Consider the following 21,194-nt stretch of genomic DNA (forward strand, 5'->3'; position numbering starts at 1 on the left):
GGCTTTCAATATATGTTGTTAAGCGACCAGCTATCTCCTGCCGTACTTGGCTTAAAGTTTTGCCTGCGACCTGAACCTTGCCAATGTATGGATAAAAAATAGAACCATCAGAATTCACCCAGTTACCCGTATCACTGGCACTACGATATTGACCAGCAGGAGTAGTTAACTCTGGATGATCCCAAACAGTCACCATAAGCACATCGCCCACGCCGATACGGTACTCATAACTTTTCAGTAAATTGTCTAACTGCGGATTCGGGCGAGCCATGACGGTTTCGGGACGAAGTTGGTCAACTAAGCCCGGAGTCAATGGATAGACATTCACCAGTTTATCCAGGTCGTAATCGCTATCCGGCAGCTCAACCACATTCTTACGAAGGCTATTCAACCCTTGGCCCGGCATGATTGTACAGCCCGATAAAAACCCTATTGCTAATGCCAATGCCGAAAATCTAACAATTTTTTTCTTCATAATGTCACATCATCAGTAAACCAAAAGTTTCTAATTCCCAAACAACAGCCCATTTCCAAAGCTGCGTAAAGGCTATAAATTAAATGGGATTTCTATCCCCGCGCTCGCACCCACATCATCGCTATCGCTATTGTCTGCATCTGTATACCAGAGAGAGGTGTTCAGGCGTACCGATTTATACACATCCCCGCTCCAGCCCAATTGTAGGCCTTTCAAGGTATCCGAACGAGGAAATGCATTATTAATTGACTGATTTTCGGGATTGACTTTCGCATACGCTAAACGCGCACTCCAACGTTGATTATCCTCGGTCACCAGCTCGACTTTTCCTGCAAAGAGCTGACCATCGCCCCCCATTGCATCGCCGAGTGAATATCCCTGTTGGTAGTAACCATCTTTGTAGATATGGTGCGTATAGCTATAGTTGGTTCGGCTCATATTCGTCCGGGTATCATGAGCTTCCAGATACCAGTTGATAGCATCTTTACCCCAACCGTGATGCCCTTCAACGCCACCAAGGAACATATTCGCTGAAGGTAAGAAACCAGACTCGTCTTCACCAATCATCTGCCCATAGACACTAACCGGCCAGCCAAGTGTGGGTTCCAGCTTCAACTTAAAGTCAAATCCAGCCAACTGGTTGCCGGGTTCATTGGGATCGTTTGCTGCTGTATTATCTTTGCCGGTCAGACCATCCCAAAAATTACTAAATGACTCCGGTCTCCCCTCCCCGCCCCACTGCATAATGCGCGATGCGCCCAGTTCAAGGGACTGGAAAGGAGCAAACGTCAGACGCCCGCCGATAATTTTGGTATGCGGTACGGCGGTATATTGATTCATCTGGCTAGCGGAAATCTGATACTGCCATGGGCCAATCCAGCGCAGCCACCAGGTTTCCGGTGCGGCCTGTTCAGCACGCTGCATTAAAACGCCGGTCATTGGCCGCATCGCATCACCGCGGATCAGGCTGCCTTCATAACCCGGCCCCCACCACTGCGGCATCTGACCAAATGAGAGCCACTGGTTCCAGAACTTAACCGCACCATAGGCGCCGTTAGCATTAAAACGTGAACCGTTGCTGATGCGCTCGTCACCTTCAACGTTACCCTGCAGGTGCACATCCCACCATTCGCCGCTGTTATTAAAGGCTAATGATAAAGAGCTATCCGCAGGCTGATTCTGACCAAAACCCTGCGGCGTTCCGGGCTTATCCGTTGAGGTGTAGCCGCTCACACGAAAATCCGCTTTTAAAGAGTCGAGGCGCTGGTTGATTCGCGCCAGAACAACCTGTTCGGAAGAGTAAGAGGGTTTTGCCTTCTTAAGGGCCCGGTTAATCTCTTCCTGGCTCAGCGGCCAGGTCGACAGGCTGAGATGAATAACGCCACGATCGGAGAGCCACGCCAGATCGTTGCGCAGTTCGTTGTCATTCATCACTAACCCGGAGGCATAGGCAAGTGAGCTGGCAGAAGTAAGCAGCCCTAATGCGAGTGCGATTCGCGCAATTTTTATCATTGTACAAGATCCATTTAAAGCCCCGTTTCCGCAAGCTGGTGCGACAAGGGGAACACTGGTAGATGCAGCGCCCTCTGACGCCAACCTTTGCTATGTTTGGTCTACAGGTTTTGGCCCAAGAAAACGAAAGCATGCCGATCGGAACGCCGTGCTAAAGCTCGTTTTCTACTCGCAGGCTACCTGCAGTACACAATGTATGCGAAATTGTTATTGAAGGCTATTCCATCGCACCTCATACCCGCAGTTTATCAGCCCGCCTCAAGATGAATAGGTCCTGATTTGATGACAACTCGCTAGTATATACAGGTTGCGAAGAGAATCACCTGCATGGAGTCCACTTTAGGAATTTCTGTCGCATAAAATGAGATGTGATATAGAGAAAAGGCCTGGTCGCAGGTACGCTACCGCCCTTGGCTTAACAGCTACCAATGCACTGTACTTCTTTCCCTGTAAATTCGATCGTAGATTCCGATAAATCGGCGATTAATCCATCAAAGCAAACAATTTCGCGGCCATAAGTTTACGAGATTCTACCCTCAATTGGGAGCGTAATCTCACATTATCAGTTACGTTGCCAGCGCCACGAACCAATTGCCGATAACGCTATTGTTTTCTGCTCTTCACGTAAAAACGGAACCAGTACAAAGCAACTGAATAATCTCAACTTTATGATTTTATTGCTTTTTTCACCACAAAAAGTGTGTTGACTTAGCTTCAAGTTAATTATAGTTAGTCAACTACAAAAATTGATAGTAAAAAGAAGTATGCCACGCTGTTGTTATCATTAATAAATTCGATATTTAGACAGAAAACTTATTTAGGAAACATCCTGGCTGATTATCATTGCGCTAATTATTGCGCAGAATGACCCAGCACAAATTTATTTCATGGATATGAAATATCGCCGCCACTGACACTTTCTTCATAAATTTCATATTGCATACAATGTGAACACGACATGATTCTTTCTGAATCCTTCATCTTTTCCACGTTTGTCTGAATCAGTAAAATCGCTTATGCAGATCGGCTCGGGTAAAAGGTTTTTCCAGTGGGCCAATCTTCACCGCAATCTCGTTCAGCAAAGATTGGGTTGGCGCCTTCGCCCCCGTATTCAGCAGAAGCGCCGGGATAACCACCATGCTCGCCAGACTGCCAAAGGATAACCGCGCTGTATGAGTGGCGCGAACGCGTGACTGTAGCAGCAGAAAAATTGCGCTGCCTGCGGCTCCCAGCAGTAAGCCGGCAATGACTTCAGAAGTTGAATGTGCGTGGACCATCAGTCGGGAGTAGCCAACCAGTCCGGCCAGAGCATAACCCACTATGACAGCAGTAAAACGAAGAGCTGGTGTAGCACGCGCGCACAGCAGCCATAAGAGGATTGGCCAGAAAGCTGAAGATAATGCGGTGTGCCCGCTAAAGCCAGTGAAGTCCAGCTCGCGAATCCCAATACCCCAACCCATAAATGCCAGTTTTGATGCGCAGACAATTGCGCCGGTTATGCCAAACAGCAGCGCCCAGTGCCAGGCCAGCTGCTTTGAATCTTTTCGCAGAAAAAGCACGATAAACAATACTGCCGCACTGGGTAACAGTACGGTGCTATCGCCAAAAAAAGTGACAACCTGCCAGTTCATTTATCTTTCATCCTTTGACGATCTCTCCAGTTCGCAACGCCTTTCCCGCGACATTTGTGTGGGCGTATGCAATCGTTAAATTCACATTAATATGCACACGCTACCGTTGTTTAATGCGCAAACATGATCTCAGTCAAGTTTTATTTTCATGTTACACCTTGACTAAGGGCTGCTTACTTAAGAAAAATCTTAGTAAGTAATTATCAGCAAAGAGTAAATTTTGCTTGTCTGACCATTTCATCATGCTGCGTCTTATTCGACTACCAGAAGTCTCCGAACATTTGCTGCGTTCAAAAGCGATACACTATAACAATAAAACCAGCTAACTCATTGTATTTATAGGGCTATTAACCAGTTCTACGCGCAGTATCTGATATTGTGAATCTGACGTTGTGAACGGCCACGAATCCTCTTTTCGTCATCAGATAATTCGGACCGTTCACTCTCACGCGCTAATAAGCACTGACGCGAAAACTACGCCAGCAGCTTCTTAATACTCTCGCGGAATTTTGCCCCTTCTTTATGGTTACGCAGCCCGTAGCTGACAAAAGCCTGCATATAGCCCATTTTTTTACCGCAGTCATAGCTGTCGCCAGTCATTAACATCGCATCGACCGACTGTTTTTTCGCCAGCTCGGCGATCGCATCGGTTAACTGAATACGTCCCCAGGCGCCCGGCTCGGTACGCTCCAGTTCAGCCCAGACATCGGCAGAGAGGACATAGCGCCCTACCGCCATCAGGTCGGAATCCAGAGTTTGCGGTTCATCAGGTTTTTCGATGAACTCAACGATTCGGGCAACCTGCCCCGCCGATTCCAGAGAGTCCTTAGTCTGGATAACGGAATACTCGGAGAGATCGCCTTCCATCCGTTTGGCCAGTACCTGGCTACGACCCGTTTCATTGAAACGCGCCACCATCGCGGCAAGGTTATAGCGCAGAGGGTCGGCGCTGGCATCGTCCAGAATGATATCCGGGAGCACCACCACAAACGGGTTATCGCCAATCAGCGGGCGCGCGCAAAGAATGGAGTGACCTAAGCCCAGCTGCTGGCCCTGACGCACATTCATGATCGTTACGCCAGGAGGACAGATAGCCTGCACCTCCGCCAGAAGCTGACGTTTTACGCGTTGTTCAAGCAAGGCTTCCAGTTCGTAGGAGGTGTCGAAATGGTTTTCTACGGCATTCTTGGATGAATGCGTCACCAGCACGATTTCCTTGATACCCGCAGCTACAATTTCATCAACAATGTACTGCACCATTGGCTTGTCGACGATCGGCAACATCTCTTTCGGAATGGCCTTGGTGGCGGGCAACATATGCATCCCTAATCCTGCTACCGGTATAACTGCTTTCAAACTCACCATTTTCATATCCACCCGTATGGTTATAAACCTTTTGATCCTGTCAGTTTGTATGTATCACTGGCATTTATCAGTGATGATACACGCTTGATACCTGCCATTCTGTCCGTCAAATTCTGAAATTACACGCTGAATTTAAGAATACACGCAAAGTCTACATACCAATAGACAGTTTTAAGAAAATTCTTATACGCATAGCTTCTAAAGAATTTCCATTTAATTACAATGAGTTACTCACCAGCAGCACCTTATTTTATTCATAAGGTAGCGTAATGACGCTCATCGCTTCTCCATCATTTCTCTTTTAATACCTTGTAATCTTTCATCATGAATTGACACAGAACAAGTGACTGCAAAAAAATAAAAATCCAGCCCAAATAATCAATTATATTGATAATAAAATTATTTAACGTACAAAAGCGCCTGAATTGCAGCCAATTACCCGTCACGTCTGACTTCACGGTCAGCAATGATATTGCTGAAAAAAACGACGGGCAGCCCGCTGACTTAAACCCTCTTCGCTGCTGTTTTTACCGCTTGCCATCACATATAACGCTCATTACATCGTCCTGCAAAAATTGATCTACGGCAAGCCACGACATTAAGTAGTATAAAAATCCAAATTCAAGAAAATCGTTGATATATACATCAAATCTATTGATTGACTCTCGCGTTATCTAAGTAACGTATCCGCCTTCTGCTGCAGAGCAGCATGGTCCTTCACCGCTCGGGTGACATCTGGCTTAAAATCGTACGCACCGTCTCCGCCCGTATCGCTGAAATTTCGCGCGTTAATTAATAAGTACCATCCCATGGGCGCATTGTGGAAAGGTTATATCCTGCACAACTGACTCTTTTATTTGTTGGTTTATTGGGAGGCGGGTTCAGGGCTGAGCTAATTAACAGCAGAAAATATTGCATTTTATCTATAGCTTATCCATGATCGATTCATGGCACTCTTAGGTTGTAAAGGTTTTAACTGAATATGGAATGGATTGCCGACCCCTCTATCTGGGCCGGGCTCATTACGCTTGTCGTTATTGAACTGGTACTCGGTATTGATAATCTGGTCTTTATCGCCATTCTCGCGGAAAAACTTCCTCCCGCGCAGCGAGACCGGGCCCGCGTCACCGGTCTGCTACTCGCAATGGTGATGCGCCTGCTGCTGCTGGCTTCGATCTCCTGGCTGGTCACGCTAACCAAACCGCTCATGACCTGGCACGATCTGAGCTTTAGCGCCCGCGATCTGATTATGCTGTTTGGCGGATTATTCCTCCTCTTCAAAGCCACCGTTGAACTTAACGAACGGCTGGAAGGGAAAGATAGCGATAACCCGACCCAGCGCAAAGGCGCCAGGTTCTGGGGGGTGGTAGCGCAAATCGTGGTGCTTGATGCCATCTTCTCTCTCGACTCGGTGATAACCGCGGTCGGCATGGTTGACCACCTGGCGGTCATGATGGCTGCGGTGATTATTGCCATTAGCCTGATGCTGATGGCCAGTAAAGCCCTCACCCGCTTTGTTAACAGCCATCCGACCATCGTTATTCTCTGTCTGAGCTTCCTGCTGATGATCGGCTTTAGCCTGATTGCCGAAGGCTTTGGTTTCCCTATTCCTAAAGGCTACCTGTACGCGGCTATCGGCTTCTCGGTCATGATTGAATCCTTCAACCAGCTGGCGATTTTTAACCGCCATCGCTTTCTCTCGGCCAACCTGACCCTACGCCAGCGAACCACCGAAGCGGTGATGAATTTGTTGAGCGGGCGCAAAGACAGTAGCGAACTGGATAGCGAGACCGCCTCGCTGGTTGCCGATCGCGACGATAACCCACTCTTCAATCCGCAAGAGCGGCGGATGATTGAGCGGGTACTGAATCTCAATCAGCGTACCGTCAGCAGCATCATGACCTCGCGTCATGACATTGAACATATTGATCTCAGCGCGCCGGAAGAGGAGATTCGCGCCTTACTCGACAAAAATCAGCATACCCGCCTCGTGGTTACCGGCGGCGATGATGACGAGGATATGCTTGGCGTCGTGCACGTGATCGATCTTCTGCAGCAATCATTACGTCATGAACCGCTCAATCTGCAGGTTCTGATTCGTCAGCCGCTGGTGTTCCCGGAAACGCTGCCGCTGCTTCCTGCGCTGGAGCAGTTCCGAAGAGCCAGAACCCACTTCGCCTTTGTGGTCGATGAATTTGGCTCCGTAGAAGGAATTGTGACGCTCAGCGACGTCATGGAGACCATCGCCGGAAATCTGCCTAATGAAGCAGAAGAGATCGATGCCCGTCACGATATTCACAAAAACGGCGACGGGAGCTGGACGGTCAACGGGCATATGCCGCTGGAAGACCTGGTCCAGTCCGTTCCTCTGCCGCTGGATGAGAAACGTGAATACCATACGGTTGCCGGTCTGCTGATGGAGTACCTACAGCATGTGCCGCAGGAAGGTGAAGAAGTGAAACTTGACGGCTACGTGCTGCGCACGCTGCAGGTGGACAGCCATCGGGTACAAAAAGTACTGATAGTGCCGCCGGCGCAGGATGAAGATGAACTGGATTATGAAGTGTGATGATTTCTTCGATGAAGCATCAAAAGCCGGACGCAGGCGGTTAACCAATTTTTAAGGGTCTGCTAATCTGTCGGCCGGGTAGTGGCTATCGCCTTACCCGGCCGAAAAAAGCCACACGCTCAACGCATCCCTCTTTAGCCGTAGGCCCGCGCAGGCGAAGCGCCGCCGGCAATTCCAGAGGAATGCGCATTGCCGGCAATCTTAGCACGATGCGCTTCTTCTGCTTTTCCTGGCTAACTTACAGTTTGTCGAGCAGCTTCTTCACATCCTTGCCGTCCTGGGTGTTTTTATTGCGTTCAGCCCATTCGCTGAGCCGTTTCCTGGCTTCATCCTGCAGCTGCTTGCGGAGTATCTGGTCAACCTGCAGGCTGTAGCTCAGCGTCTGCCAGTTACCATAAATTCGCAAAGGGATCGCCGTCTGCTTGAGCCTGTCGATGAGTTTGCTTTCGCCCTTCCAGCCGCCCAGTACCCGGACGTTGAAGAGCATATCACAATCTTCTTTCAGCAGGTTGAGCTCACCCTGACCGGTCAGCGCCATCATGTCAGATTGGCCCTGCATATGCGTCAAGGTGACCAGCCCATTATTCAGCGCAAACTCGGTGCTGACAGAGTCCAGACGGGTCGCATTGTCGTAATTTTCCTGCGCCTGAACGTTGGTGCTGCGCTCGACGGCCTGCTGTACCAGCTGCTGGAAGTTGAGCCCTTCAGTGCGCGTATCAGTGAGCTGCGTTACCGCCTGCCCCTGCCAGCTGCGGCGGAACTCGTCGGCATCGATCTTACCGCCGGAGAACTCGCCGGTCAGCGAGAGCTTGCCGGTGAGGTTTATCGAATAATTAAACGCTTTCAGAATCGAGCCGATCTCGACGTTGTCAAGTTGCGGCTGGAAAGAGGCATGCGGCGTTGCGCCCCGCGCGTCGAGCGAGCCGGGGAGCGAGAGTCGTCCACCGTCCAGGCTCCCCTGCATCTGATGAATCGTCAGCAGCCCCTGCTGATTGCTGATTTCACTTTTCACCTGGGTAAAGTGCATTCCCCGCCACTGCAGCTGGTCAGCCGTCAGGTTCAGCCGGGCGTTAAAACCGCGCAGGGCGTTGTAATCCTGCTGAATATCGTTATCCGCAATAACCGGGCGTAGCTGCCTGTTCTGGCTTTGCCCCTGCTGGTTAACGCTATTATCGCCAGAGGCGGAGGCATGAGAAAGCAGGCTATCGAGGTTGAGCGTGCCCGCCTGAAGGTTCAGCGTCCAGTCAGGCTGGTCGCCCAGCACGACGCTGCCGTTGCCGGCAATGGTGCTGCCGTTAGCCGTTAAGTTCAGCCCATCGAAGCTGAGCTTTTTTGCATCCTCGACCCAGCTGGCCTGCATGCTGGCCTGGCCGCTAATCCCTTCGGGGGGAAGCTCCGCGCCGCGAAGCTGCCAGTTCAGTTGTGAAATATCCGCCTTCAGAGAATGAGGATAATCACCGCCCTGCACCTGGGCGGAGAAGGAAAGCGCCAGATCGCGCTGATCGCGGTTCACCCGACCAGAGAAATCGACCGTGGCGCGATGGCTGCTGTCCTGCTCCATCTGCAAACGGATATCGCGCACCGTAACCTGCTCGCCATCTTCATGCTGAAAAAAGAGCACGCTATCGGCAATCTGTAGCTTCTGGACATCATACGACCAGCCGCGATCCTCCGGCACCTGAGGCAGCGTATTGTCGTGCGGGACGACCGGAGCCCCCTTGCTACGCACGGCTTCGGTTTTGGAGGTCAGCTGGATCACCGCGCCCTTCAACATCACCTGCTTGACCTGCAGCTGATGGGAGATCAGCGGCAGCAGCCCGACGTCAAGGCGCATATTATCCGCGCGAATAACGGGTTCTTCAGCACCCGGCGCGGTCAGGGTCATGCGGCCTGAGAGAATGCTGAGCTGCGGCCAGACGTGCCAGCGCAGCGGCCCATTGAGCTCGAGCTGATAGCCGCTACGATCCGCCACCTCTTTAACCATATAGGCGCGAAAATCGTTGGGGTTGACCAGCAATACCAGCGCGGTAAGACCGGCGACAACTACCGCCAGTAAGATCATCAGCGTGGTCAGAATTCGTCTCATGGCATCCTCAGCAAACCGCTAAAATTATCAATCCTTGTCGATTCGACTCGCTACCGCGCCCTGCTGGTCGCGATATTTCGCATCTTCGCGGCGATTATAAGGCCGCATCGCCGGCCCGGATAACGGCTCAAAACTTAACGCCCCGATCAGCATCCCCGGACGCAGCGCCAGCGGCAGCTTACCCGAATTATAGAATTCCAGTACGATGCAGCCGGACCAGCCCGGATCGATGCGGTGCGCGGTGACGTGCACCATCAGGCCCAGACGCGCCAGCGAAGAACGGCCATCCAGCCAGCCGACGAGATCCGGCGGCAGGGTGACCGATTCAAAGGTCACCGCCAGCGCCAGCTCGCCCGGATGCAGGAAGAACGCTTCACCATCCGGCAGAACAATCTCTTCGCTCATCACGCGATCCAGGGCCGCGCTGACTTCCGCTTTAGGCCCGCTCAGGTCAATGAAGCCCGCCGTGTGCCCGCGGAAAGTCCGAAACTTATTTCCCAGCCGAACATCGACCGTCGCGCCGTTAATGCGCTCAACGGGCGGGCGCGGGTTAATGGCCAGACGCCCCTCATCCAACCAGGCTTCTATATCTCGGTCGCACAGACGCATGAACGTTCTCCTTTAAGGCATTGCGCCCCTACGCCTTCCGGGGATAAGGGCAAATTGGCTTCTCTTTGCACGTTACACAATTCGTTCGTGTTATTCAAAGAACTGACTGATTTTGGCCTTCAATATATCGATGGCGATACGGTTCTTACCGCCGCGAGGCACGATAATATCGGCATACTGTTTGGAAGGGTCGATAAACTGCAGGAACATCGGGCGCACCGTTTTCTGGTACTGCGCCATTACCGAATCCATCGAACGCCCACGCTCGTTAACGTCTCGCTTGATGCGCCGCATCAGGCAGATATCCAGCGGGGTGTCGACAAAAATGGAGAAGCTGAGTTCGTTGCGCAGGCGGGCGTCGGTCAGCAGCAGAATCCCTTCGAGAATGATGACTTTCTTCGGTTCAATATGAATGGTTTCCGGCATACGGGTATGCTCAACGTAGCTATACACCGGCAACTCTATCGGCTGGCCGCTTCTCAGCATCTGCAAATGCTGAAACAGCAGACTATGATCCATGGAGCTTGGGTGGTCATAGTTGGTTTTTACACGCTCTTCCATCGACAGATGACCTTGATCCTTGTAATAGCTGTCTTCCGGAATAACGCCGATATGTTCATCGCCGACCTGTTCACGTAATTCACGATATAGCGTACTGGCGATAAGGCTTTTGCCCGAAGCCGATGCGCCGGCGATGCCTATAATGACGCACTGATGAGACGTATCAGTCATAAATTTTTGCGACCTGATTAACCTGGGAATGTAGGAAGGGTGGCGGTTGACCGCCAAACGCCGCAATTATAGGGATTTCAGCGCGTCGATACCAGTGCTAAGCGCCTCCCGGGTCTATTCCTCCTCCGGCGACCAGCCTTGCGTATACCAGATATGCAGTAAAGCGTACGAGCGCCAGGGGTGCCAGCGGCTGGCATAGCGCGCAATCCGCGCCGGCGTCATGCCGGGAAAACGCTGTTTAATCAGATAATCATCCGCCAGGAAGATATCCGGCGCCTGCCAGCCGCGCAGCGCGAAATAGTTCGCCGTCCAGCGGCCTATGCCGGGCAGCGTCTGCAGCTGCTTTATTCCGGCGTCGATATTCTCCGGCGCGGAGAGGGGGAGATCGCCGCGGATAGCCGCCTGCGCCAGGTGGATCAGCGCCTCCGCGCGCCGCAGGGGCATGCCCAGCGCCTTTAGCGCCAGCGGATCGGCCTGCGCCAGCCGCTGCGCGCTCGGGAAGAGATAAAAGCCCGGCGCGTCGGTCAACGGTTCCCCGAATGCGGCCACCACTTTCCCGGTGAGCTTTGCCGCCATGGCCACGCTCACCAGCTGGCCGAGCACCGCCCGTACCGCTTGTTCAAACGCATCCAGGGAGCCCGGCAGACGAAGCCCCGGCCTTGGCAGCGCAAGGCTTCCCAGCGTCAGGGCGATCTGCTGCGGGTCGCAGGACAAATCAAATAAGCGCGCAACCCGCGCCAGGCACGACTCCGCGACCGGCTGCAGCCCGGCGGAAAGCGTCACCCGCATGCCCTGCGCGGCGTCATCCGGCGTCACCGTGATGAGTCCGGCGTGGCCATTCAGGGCGAAGCTGCGGCAATAGCTGTCGCCGGCAAAAGTTTCAATTCCCTGCACCGTACGCGCGCCAAGAAAATGAAACATCCATTGCCAGTCGTAGGGGGAATGCCAGGGTAGCAGCGTCATCATTTCTCCTTTTTTAGCGCTTCAATCATAGCGGCTCCGCGCCGCCTGCGCCTTGCTTTTAAATTCCAGTTGTCGCAGTGCCGTCAATCCGCTAAAGTCGCCCCCCTTCTTCACCGGCATGGGGATTTTGCAGGCTATGTTTATTGGTTTTGACTACGGTACCGCTAACTGTTCAGTGGCGGTGATGCGCGACAATACGCCGCAGCTGCTGACGCTGGAAAACGGCAGTTCACTACTGCCATCAATGCTTTGCGCGCCGACCCGCGAAGCGGTCAGCGAGTGGCTCTACCGCCATCACGACGTCCCGCCCAACGGTGATGAAAACCAGGCGCTGCTGCGTCGCGCGATAAGCTTCAACCGCGAGGAAGATATCGACGTACTCGGCAACAGCGTGCAGTTTGGTCTCGCTTCGCTGCATCAGTACGTTGAAGATCCGCAAGAAGTCTACTTCGTAAAGTCGCCGAAATCGTTTCTCGGCGCCAGCGGGCTCAAGCCGCAGCAGGTAGCGCTGTTTGAAGACTTAGTGTGCGCCATGATGCTGCATATCAAACTCCAGGCGCAAACGCAGCTGCCGGAAACCATCGACCAGGCGGTTATCGGACGGCCGATTAACTTCCAGGGGCTTGGCGGCGATGATGCCAACGCCCAGGCGCAGGGCATTCTCGAACGTGCGGCAAAGCGCGCGGGCTTTCGCGACGTCGTGTTTCAGTTTGAGCCGGTCGCCGCCGGTCTGGATTTCGAAGCGACGCTGAGTGAAGAAAAACGCGTGCTGGTCGTCGATATCGGCGGCGGTACCACCGACTGTTCGCTGCTGTTGATGGGGCCGCAGTGGCGGGAAAAAGCCGATCGCCAGCAAAGCCTGCTCGGCCACAGCGGCTGCCGCGTCGGCGGTAACGACCTGGATATCGCCCTGGCCTTTAAATGCCTGATGCCGCTGCTGGGGATGGGCGGCGATACCGAAAAAGGCATCGCGCTACCGATTCTGCCGTGGTGGAATGCGGTGGCCATTAACGACGTGCCGGCGCAGACCGACTTTTACAGCGCCGCCAACGGTCGCCTGCTTAACGATTTGCTGCGCAGCGCCCGCGATAGCGAAAAAGTCGCGCTGCTGCTGAAGGTCTGGCGTCAGCGCCTGAGCTATCGCCTGGTGCGCAGCGCGGAAGAGAGTAAAATCGCCCTTTCCGCGCAGCCGAGCGTCAACGCGGGGCTGCCGTTTATTAGCGACGAGCTGGCGACAGCCATCAGCCAGCAGGGTCTGGAAGCTGCGCTGGATCAGCCGCTGGCCCGGATCATGGAGCAGGTTCAGCTGGCGCTGGATAACAGTAATGAAAAACCGGACGTGATTTACCTGACCGGCGGCAGCGCTCGATCGCCGTTGATTAAAAAAGCGCTGGCGGCACACCTGCCGGGTATTCCGGTTGCCGGAGGCGATGATTTTGGCTCGGTTACCGCCGGGCTGGCCCGCTGGGCGCAGGTGATGTTTCGTTAAACATCCGCTGCGTTCCCGCACCACAGAACGCAGTGAATTTGTAGCCCGGCTCAGCGCAGCGCGAGCCGGGCTAAATCTTCCCGATTGCCGTCACCCTTCACGCCGCGAAACGTAATCCCGCCGCTTTTCGCCGGTATAAATCTGCCGGGGGCGATAAATATTCAGCGGCGCTTCGTGCATTTCGTTCCAGTGCGCCACCCAGCCAAGCGTTCTGCCTACGGCGGTAATCGCCACAAACATCGATGAAGGCAGCCCCATCGCTTTAAGGATCACCGCGGTGTAGAAATCCACGCTCGGCGACAGGCCATTTTCAACAAAGTAGGGGTCAGTCAGCGCCACCTCTTCAAGGGCCATCGCCACCTGTAGCGGCATATCGGACATCCCCAGTTCCTTCAGCACCCGGTGACAGGTTTCGCGCAAAATAGCGGCGCGCGGATCAAGATGACGGTAGCGAGAGTTACCGAATCCCAGACGACGAAACGCCTGCGGATCGCGTTTCGCTTTGCTCAGAAACGCCGGAATTTGGTCGACGGTGTTGATCTCCTCCAGCATCCGCATACTGGCTTCGTTCGCCCCGCCGTGGGCCGGTCCCCATAAAGAAGCGAGCCCGGCGGCAATGCAGGCAAAAAGATTCGCCCCGGAGGAGCCCGCCGCCCGGACGGTGGTCGTCGATGCGCACTGGCCGTGGTCGGCGTGCAGCACCAGGATCTGGTTCATCGCCTGCTCAATCACCGGATTCAGCTGATACGGCTCCGCCGGGATAGCAAACAGCATATGCAGGAAATTCCCCGCGTAGGAAAGATCGTTGCGCGGATACTGCGCCGGTTGCTCAATAGAAAACTTATAGCTCATCGCCGCCAGCGTCGGCATTTTCGACAGCAGGCGGGTGGCGGCCAGCGCGCGGTGCTCAGGATTTTCAACGTCCAGCACATCGTGATAGAACGCCGCCAGCGTGCCCACCAGAGCGCACATTAAGGCCATCGGATGCGAGTCGCGCCGAAAGCTGCTGCACATGCGGCCAATCTGCTCGTGTACCAGGCTATGGCGGGTAATCGTGTTTTTGAACGACTGATAGCTGGCTTCGTCAGGCGCATCGCCCCGCAGCAGAATCCAGGCTACCTCAAGGAAGTCGCACTGGCGAGCCAGCTGATCGACCGGATAGCCGCGGTGCAGCAAAACGCTGTTTTCGGTATCAATCCAGGAGATGGCCGACGTACAGCCTGCGGTGTTAGCAAAACCGGGGTCGAAACTGCATATACCTGCGGACGCCAGCGGACGAATATCCATGCCGGGATAGCCCTGCGTCCCTGAGACCGTACTCAACGGAATGGACTGTTGTTCATCCAAAGACAGCGTTAGCGATTTCGTCGTCATCCTGTCAGGTCTCCTTGCACAACGAGTGAATGATTTACCTGGTCATTTTTCCAGGCGGAATAACCAACATAACCACAGTCGTCCGCGGATTCTTTGATGTAAATAACCAAAACATTGATAAAGGACCGCTATTACGGGTGGGGAAGAAACAGAAAATCGCCCTTTCAACCGCATAAAATACGCTTACCCCGAAATTACCCTCATCTAAATTCTACTATCACGCCTTAGAATACTGATTTTATTTCATCACAGGTCAATATATAACCATTTTATTTTTTTGCCCGCATAAATCCGCTACTCGTACGCGGTGCCATGGACTGCCGGTGTCAGTTTTTTATCACACGCTCGTCGGCGGTCTTTTATGAGGGTCTGTGCGACCGGTCATCCCATCAGCCGCGGTGGATTCATCGCCAAATGCGCCTCACTCGCCGCAGATATTGTCCGTTATCGTTATTTCAGCGTAAATTAAACTTGAATATAACCCGCTGCTTTTATATGCGCTGATTAAATAATCTAATGCCAATTTTATATAGCTGTCGCGTCAATTTATGGCATAACATCATAAACTCGTATGCTGCGCCTGAACTTTCAGGTTGCTTATTATGCACCTCCCCCCTACTTTAACGTTGATTGAGAATCTTCTTACAGCAGGTCTGGCCAGTTACCCGGCGTGCAGATAACGCTGGAATAATATCTTCGGCACCAGCAGAATGCTGCGTTGCCCGGTCCTGGACGTTTATTTCCCGAATGCGGAGGGGTACCTGTGCCTGCGGCAGCGTTCCTCTGCGTTTATACCGTCTGATTGATTAATCCATGCCACAAGGGGGCGTGATTGAATCGTTTGTGCGCTTTTTATGATCTTATTCGCAGGAGCCGCAGCGCGCATTTCTGGGCATGGTGCGGCGTCATTATCGCTCTGCAGATAGGGGTGCCAGCCCGCGCGGAGGTCCGCCAGCTGGGTATTGATATTCCGGTCTACTGGTACGCCGACGCCAGCGACACGCTGACCCTCAACGCCTTTCTTTCACTCCCTGAAGAGGTGCTAAAAACGGCGCCGCTTATCCCGTCGTTCGGCTACTCGACAAAGGCCTACTGGCTACGTACTTCGCTCCCGGCGGCCTTATTTGCTGGCGAACAGCGCTGGCTGCAGCTCGGTCCGTCGTTTGTCGATCGTTTGACCGTGTTTTATCGCCCCTACGGCAGCGACAGTCCATGGCGACAGAAAGAGTTTGGCGACCATGCGTCTGCCCGGGATAACGATCTCGACTACCGCGAAAGCGTTCTGATTTTGCCGCCCCCGCCGACGGCGGCTGGCTACGAGATGGTATTCCGTCTCCAGAGCAGCAGCACCCTGATTCTGCTGGCGACGCTCTCCTCGCCGCAGGAGTTCGTGCGTTCGGCCACGCTCGATACCGCTTTCTGGAGCTTCTATTTTGGCCTGGCGGTAATTGCCAGCGGCATCGCCCTGTGGCTTGCCATCGCGCTGCGTCGGCGCCTGCTGTGGGGGATCTGCCTGTTCTCGCTAAACTATCCGCTCGTCGCGGCCCTGCATGGCTACCCGGAGTGGTTATTTGGCAGCGCCCTGCTGCCGGTTCAGGATTATATGATCAGCTGCCTGTCGCTAGTGAGCTACGCCACCGCGCTGTGGCTGCATAGCGAAGTTTTCGATCTCAAGAAAAATATGCCGCGGCTGCATCAACTGCTGCTGGCGGCGATCGGTTTAAACATCGTTCTGCAAATCAGTATTCCGCTGGGCTTTTACGGCCTGGCGATGCAGATAGAGGCCGGGATATTTTTTATCGCCGCCCCTATTCTGTTAATCACGTCATGGATGCTGTGGCGGCGCAAAGCGATTGATATCAATACGCTGCTGCTGGGGCTGCTGCCGCCGATATATGTCGTCTCCGCCGGGCTGGCACTGCTCTCTATCCACGGCGTCATTCCGTTTCATAATGGGGTCTATTCCACCTGGCAGTACGCGCTGATTATTCATATCGTCACCGTCCTGATCATCGCCGTACTGCGGGTGCGGGCGGAAAACCGGACTCTGGTACGCAAGCAGCAGCTGGCGCGAGAGCTACAGATTGAACGCGAGGCCAGCTTCCACCAGCGCCAGTTTATGGGAATGGTGGCGCATGAGTTCAGAACGCCGCTGGCGATCCTCCAGGCCGCGCTGGAAAACCTGCGCCTGTGCCCCGCAACGGTGACGCAGAGCTCGCGCCTCGACCGCATGCAGCGGGCGACAACCCGTCTGGTACAGCTTACCGATAATTGCCTGGCCGACGCCCGGCTCTCCTCCAGGGACCTGCACGCCGACAGGCAGGATGCAGCGCTGCTGCCCGTGATCTATATGGCCGCGACGGTCGTGGATCTTTCGCTTAACCATTATCTGGATGTCACCCTTGAGGGGCAAACTGTGGGTCCGGACTCCCCTTCACCGGTGCTGTTTATTGATAGCGGGCTACTGTGTATCGCCATCGCCAACCTGCTCGACAACTCGGTGAAATATGCCGCCTCCGGGGAGATAAGCATCGAGATTTATCCGCAGGAAAAACACGTGGAATTACGCATTGGCGATCGCGGTCCCGGCATCCCGCCTGAACAGGTCGAACATATTTTCGAGCGCTATCGGCGCGGCGAAACGGATACCGCAACGCCGGCCGGGACCGGGCTTGGCCTGTATGTCGCCCGACAAATCATCCAGGCTCACGGCGGGGACCTGTGGCTGGCAGAGAACACGTCGGCCGGATGCAAATTTGCGCTCACGCTCCCGGTTAACGGACAGCAGAAGGACACATCATGACATTACGCGTCGCAATCATCGAAGATAGCGCTGATTTACTCGACGAGCTGCTGGCTTTTCTGCGCCATCGCGGCTTCGATGCCTGGGGCGTGCGCAGCGCCGAAGCCTTCTGGCGGCAGCTGCATCGCGATCCGGTTGATATTGTGCTTATCGATATTGGCTTGCCGGGTGAGGACGGCTTTAGCGTGCTGGACTATTTGCACGAAATTGGCCAGTTCGGCCTGGTGGTGGTGACCGCCAGAGGGCATGAGCAGGATCGGCTCCAGGCCTTAAACGCCGGCGCCGATCTCTATCTCATCAAGCCGGTCAACTTTTCCGACCTAGCGGAGAGTATTCAGGCGCTTGGCTCCCGGCTTCGCCAGCAAAAACCGACGGAACGCGTCAACCCGCCGCCATCAGCAGAGCGGCCAGCGCCGTCTCACTGGGTGCTCCAGAACGAGCACCTTGTGGCGCCGTCTGGGCTGGCCCTGCCGCTCACGCAGCAAGAGTACCGACTGCTGGAAGTGTTAATGCGTAACCGCAATGAGGTCTGCAGCAAGGTTGACCTGCACACCTCTCTGTTTACCGATGAAGGCGAACCGGAACTGCACCGAATCGACGTCGTGATCAGCCGCCTGCGCCACAAGGCCCGCCTTCACGGTATCACCCTGCCGATTCGCGCGATTTTTGGCAAAGGGCTGGCGTTTCTCTCCTGACCTTTCCCCGGCCGGCAGCAGCAGCGCTGCCGGTCAGTATTCCGCCATCCGCGCGGCGTCATTGCGAAGTTGTTTTCAGTTTTGCTCCTCTTGTTAATTTTTTTCAGTTTTTGAGAGGAATGAGAGAAATGAGACTGACAGCACATTAAGAATTTTCTTACATTGACATGGTGTCGTGAGCGTACCGGCCCAAAGCGTCCCTGAGCGAACCGACTATTGCTGATCCAGCGATAGCTGAATTCAGGACGCTTGCCGCGCGCTTTTCGTACGCGTATCGCGAGCACGGTTTAAAGAAGAGTATAAAAATATTCCCGTGCCGGCGAGGTACATTTTTAACACCTAAAATTAAGTTAAAGGATATCTATCATGGCCATGCAAACATGGTTAGCCTTATTGCTGTGCATATTTTGCCTTTGCGTGTCTGTTTACAGCCTTGTTTCCTATATCAGAGACAGGAGAAAACAAAAATTTCCGTTTTCAACTAAGAATTCATCGCGCAGAAAATAACTAAAGCCCCGCGAATAATAACCAAATCTGTCCAGCAGCAGCCACCGCATACGCCCGGAGGATTGATCACAACATGGCGTTATGTTGATTTATCAGGGAAATAACGCCATGAAAAAAATAAACATCGCTATCAACACCAGGAATACTTTTCTCCGAGAGTCGTTGGTTGCCATAGTCAATGAGCTCATCAGCCGCAGCGGCAACCTTAAAGCCGCTTTTTCTTATAAGCATAATGATTTTTTAGATAAGGATATCATCATCGCTGAAGTTCTTCCCGGCGAGATCTATCTGTGCAATACCAGTATTAAGAACCGTAAAAAAAACAGTTCGGTGATTATATTACACAGCTATGACAAACTTCCGGAAAAGGAGCTGATCGTCAACTGCCTTAAGGGCGTTACCTTTGTCTCAATCAAAGCCGTTAATATCGATAAGATGTTTGAAATTATTGCCCACGAGCTGAAAAGAAGTGAACTGCTTCCTCTGACGCAGAAGATCGACTCGCCGCTAATTTGCACAAACTGCCCGCATAAGATGTTGTCCAAATCGCAGGTAGCCGTCGCCACCGGCATTATTCATGGCTTTGATATCGGTAAAATTTCTGCTCTCAACAAAGTCACTCCCAAAACCATCACCTGGCACAAAAGCAAAATTATGGAAAAATACAGCCTTAATAACAATTATGACTTTTTCCAGTTTATTAACTTATTAAAAGAACGCTGGTAAACGCGCGCACGCGCCATCGACGATCGGATTATGTACCGTAAAATTAAGAATTTGCTGGCTTGCGAGGAACGGGATTCCGAAAAAGATCGGTAAAATGAAAAACATCTACTCAGGCGTTACGGGCAGCGGGTAACATGACCCGGTTCCCTGGTATGAAAATACCGGAGCGTATTTTTATACAATAAAAAATGCCTCTACCAGGGAATCTGTTACTTCGTCACATTGCCCCTGGCGTGCCTGTCAGGGGCCTCTTTTTCTGCGCAAAAAGCGACCCCGTCAGAGAGGCCGCCCGACGATCAGGCTTGCGCCTGCTGAGACGCGACTTCAGCCTCGGGTACCTCATTCTGCGACAGACCTTCATTTTTTGACAGCATCGCCGTCGCAATCCCGTTACCCAGCACGTTAATCGCTGAACGCCCCATATCGAGGAAATGGTCAATCCCCATCAGCAGCAAAATACCCGCCACCGGAATATTGAAGCTCGGGATGGTCGCCGCCAGCACCACCAGCGCCGAACGCGGTACCCCGGCAATCCCTTTCGAAGCCAGCATCAGCGTCAGCATCATTACGGTAATCTCGCTAAAGCTCAGCTGAATATTGTAAGCCTGGGCGATAAACATGGCGGCAAAAGAGCAGTACACCATTGAACCGACCAGATTAAAGGAGTAGCCAATTGGCAGCACAAACGACGCGATATTACGCGAGCAGCCAAATTCCACCAGACGCTCCAGGGTCTTCGGATAGGCAGCCTCGGAGCTGCTGGTCGTGAACGCCACCAGCACCGGATCTTTGAGCATATTCAGCAGGCGAAAAACCTCTTTTTTGAGCACCATATACCCCACCGCCAGCAGCACCGCGCTGGTCAGCAGAATCGCGACATAGTATCCGCCGATAAACGAGGCGTAATTAAGCAGGATCCCCAGCCCCTGCGAGGCGATAACCGAAGAGATCGCGGCGAAAATGGCCAGCGGCGCGACGTACATCACGTACCCGGTCACCTTCAGCATAATATGGGAAACCACGTTCAGCGCCGCCACCAGCGGGGCGTTGAATTTCTCCCCCAGCGATGCCCCGGCTATACCGAAGAACATAGAGAAGACCACGATTTGCAGAATCTCGTTGTTGGACATCGCCTCGGTAATGCTGGTGGGGATGGTATGGGTCAGAAAGCCTTTCAGGCTCATCCCACTCACCGCCAGCCCGGTATCCACGGACTCTTTCGGGATCGCCAGGTTCAAACCGGCGCCGGGATGCTCGAGGGTAACAATCACCAGCCCGACCAGAATGGAGAGAATGGACGAGGTAATAAACCACACCATGGCTTTACCGCCGACCCGCCCAATGGTCGCCGTTTCGCCCAGCCGCATAATCCCCACCGTCAGGGTACTGAACACCAACGGCGCAATGACCATCTTAATCAGGCGCAGAAACACGTCGGTAAGCAGCGTAATGTTTTCCGACCATGCGGTAATAGTCGTTTGCCCGGCGTAAGCGTGGATGGCCGCGCCGGAGAGGATCCCCAACAGCATGAAGATGACGATGAACAGCGTGAGTTTGTTTGCACTTGCCACAAAAATTAACCCCTGATTTATTTAACGTGTTGTTTTTTAATGTATATATGTTTTATTTATTGGAATACATTAAACATTCACCACATA

General features: G+C 53.3%; 16 protein-coding genes. 6 read left to right on the forward strand and 10 right to left on the reverse strand.

The features are described from left to right. The 4 genes from FQK12_RS02635 to galF all read right to left on the reverse strand — a co-directional run. Positions 1-475 (reverse strand): polysaccharide biosynthesis/export family protein (locus FQK12_RS02635; protein ID WP_186711172.1); only part of this gene is annotated, 475 nt, incomplete at its 3' end. Between the two features lie 72 nt (positions 476-547). After that, positions 548-1,987: a capsule assembly Wzi family protein gene (locus tag FQK12_RS02640; RefSeq protein ID WP_014230071.1), complete on the reverse strand. Its 1,440-nt coding sequence runs from the start codon at positions 1,985-1,987 to the stop codon at positions 548-550. A gap of 1,001 nt (positions 1,988-2,988) precedes the next feature. Beyond that, the gene (locus FQK12_RS02650) at positions 2,989-3,618 is read right to left on the reverse strand and encodes a phosphatase PAP2 family protein (RefSeq protein WP_014230072.1); all 630 of its coding nucleotides are present in this window, start codon (positions 3,616-3,618) and stop codon (positions 2,989-2,991) included. Positions 3,619-4,092: 474 nt separating this feature from the next. Next, positions 4,093-4,989, reverse strand: coding sequence for a UTP--glucose-1-phosphate uridylyltransferase GalF (gene galF, locus FQK12_RS02655; protein ID WP_032719844.1), 897 nt, complete (start codon positions 4,987-4,989; stop codon positions 4,093-4,095). 976 nt (positions 4,990-5,965) lie between these two features. Here galF and FQK12_RS02660 point away from each other — a divergent pair. After that, positions 5,966-7,552, forward strand: coding sequence for a TerC family protein (locus tag FQK12_RS02660; protein WP_014230075.1), 1,587 nt, complete (start codon positions 5,966-5,968; stop codon positions 7,550-7,552). 238 nt (positions 7,553-7,790) lie between these two features. Here the strand turns inward: FQK12_RS02660 and asmA are convergent, their stop codons facing one another. The 4 genes from asmA to alkA form a co-directional block, all read right to left on the reverse strand. Then, positions 7,791-9,638 (reverse strand): outer membrane assembly protein AsmA, encoded by a 1,848-nt coding sequence (asmA, locus tag FQK12_RS02665; RefSeq protein ID WP_014230076.1) that lies wholly within the window; start codon positions 9,636-9,638, stop codon positions 7,791-7,793. A 27-nt stretch (positions 9,639-9,665) separates the two neighbouring features. Beyond that, positions 9,666-10,247, reverse strand: coding sequence for a dCTP deaminase (dcd, locus tag FQK12_RS02670; protein WP_004852489.1), 582 nt, complete (start codon positions 10,245-10,247; stop codon positions 9,666-9,668). 90 nt (positions 10,248-10,337) lie between these two features. Beyond that, positions 10,338-10,979, reverse strand: a complete 642-nt coding sequence (gene udk / locus FQK12_RS02675) for a uridine kinase (protein ID WP_004122537.1) — start codon at positions 10,977-10,979, stop codon at positions 10,338-10,340. Positions 10,980-11,093: 114 nt separating this feature from the next. Next, complete coding sequence (alkA, locus tag FQK12_RS02680) at positions 11,094-11,942, reverse strand: DNA-3-methyladenine glycosylase 2 (protein WP_014230077.1); 849 nt, start codon at positions 11,940-11,942, stop codon at positions 11,094-11,096. A 136-nt stretch (positions 11,943-12,078) separates the two neighbouring features. Here alkA and yegD point away from each other — a divergent pair, with 136 nt between their 5' ends. Then, a complete protein-coding gene (gene yegD, locus FQK12_RS02685) occupies positions 12,079-13,431 on the forward strand; it encodes a molecular chaperone (RefSeq protein ID WP_014230078.1) in 1,353 nt (450 codons plus the stop codon). Positions 13,432-13,521: 90 nt separating this feature from the next. Here the strand turns inward: yegD and FQK12_RS02690 are convergent, their stop codons facing one another. After that, positions 13,522-14,805, reverse strand: coding sequence for a citrate synthase (locus tag FQK12_RS02690; RefSeq protein ID WP_014230079.1), 1,284 nt, complete (start codon positions 14,803-14,805; stop codon positions 13,522-13,524). Positions 14,806-15,646: 841 nt separating this feature from the next. Between FQK12_RS02690 and FQK12_RS02695 the strand changes: the two genes are divergently transcribed. The 4 genes from FQK12_RS02695 to FQK12_RS02710 all read left to right on the forward strand — a co-directional run bounded on the left by FQK12_RS02695 (position 15,647) and on the right by FQK12_RS02710 (position 19,536). Beyond that, positions 15,647-17,608: a sensor histidine kinase gene (locus tag FQK12_RS02695; RefSeq protein WP_224357474.1), complete on the forward strand. Its 1,962-nt coding sequence runs from the start codon at positions 15,647-15,649 to the stop codon at positions 17,606-17,608. Further along, the gene (locus FQK12_RS02700) at positions 17,605-18,303 is read left to right on the forward strand and encodes a response regulator transcription factor (RefSeq protein ID WP_014230081.1); all 699 of its coding nucleotides are present in this window, start codon (positions 17,605-17,607) and stop codon (positions 18,301-18,303) included. The genes FQK12_RS02695 and FQK12_RS02700 overlap by 4 nt, the downstream gene beginning before the upstream one ends. Before the next feature lie 366 nt (positions 18,304-18,669). Further along, positions 18,670-18,810 carry a small membrane protein gene (locus FQK12_RS02705; protein ID WP_140416757.1) on the forward strand — a complete coding sequence of 47 codons (141 nt, stop codon included), beginning with the start codon at positions 18,670-18,672 and terminating at the stop codon, positions 18,808-18,810. Positions 18,811-18,918: 108 nt separating this feature from the next. Continuing rightward, a complete protein-coding gene (locus FQK12_RS02710; protein ID WP_042934387.1) occupies positions 18,919-19,536 on the forward strand; it encodes a helix-turn-helix transcriptional regulator in 618 nt (205 codons plus the stop codon). Positions 19,537-19,832: 296 nt separating this feature from the next. On the opposite strand, the gene FQK12_RS02715 is transcribed toward FQK12_RS02710, so the two are convergent. Further along, entirely contained in the window at positions 19,833-21,107 is a 1,275-nt protein-coding gene (locus FQK12_RS02715; RefSeq protein WP_014230082.1) for a dicarboxylate/amino acid:cation symporter, read from the reverse strand. Positions 21,108-21,194 lie beyond the last annotated feature (87 nt).

The organism is Klebsiella sp. ME-303 (genome assembly GCF_007910085.1).
Lineage (GTDB): Bacteria > Pseudomonadota > Gammaproteobacteria > Enterobacterales > Enterobacteriaceae > Klebsiella > Klebsiella michiganensis.